Annotated in this window: 1 protein-coding gene; it reads left to right on the plus strand. The window is 66.1% G+C overall.

What is annotated here, in order from left to right:
* The coding region (locus tag AC07O2_RS25985; RefSeq protein ID WP_495234999.1) for a YDG domain-containing protein at window positions 1–605 on the plus strand (605 nt) is incomplete at both ends.

Below are 605 nucleotides of genomic sequence, written 5' to 3' on the forward strand. Positions count from 1 at the left end.
GGTGACACCGTGACGCTGAGCCAGAGCGGCAGCTTCGATACCAAGAACGTGGGCACCGCCAAGACCGTCACCGAAACCTTCGGCATCAGCGGCAGTGCCGCCGGCAACTATGTGCTGGCCAGTTCCACCGCCACCACCACCGCCAATATCACCCCGGCCACCGTCAGCGTCAGTGGCGCCGGCGCCGCCTCCAAGACCTATGACGGCACCACCAGCGCCAGCGTCAGCGGCGGCACGCTCAGCGGTGTCATCAGCGGTGACACCGTGACGCTGAGCCAGAGCGGCAGCTTCGATACCAAGAACGTGGGCACCGCCAAGACCGTCACCGAAACCTTCGGCATCAGCGGCAGCGCCGCCGGCAACTATGTGCTGGCCAATTCCACCGCCACCACCACCGCCAATATCACCCCGGCCACCGTCAGCGTCAGTGGCGCTGGCGCCGCCTCCAAGACCTATGACGGCACCACCACCGCCAGCGTCAGCGGCGGCACGCTCAGCGGTGTCATCAGTGGTGACACCGTGACGCTGAGCCAGAGCGGCAGCTTCGATACCAAGAACGTGGGCACCGCCAAGACCGTCACCGAAACCTTCGGCATCAGCGGCAG

The organism is Rhodoferax sp. GW821-FHT10B06 (assembly GCF_059415605.1).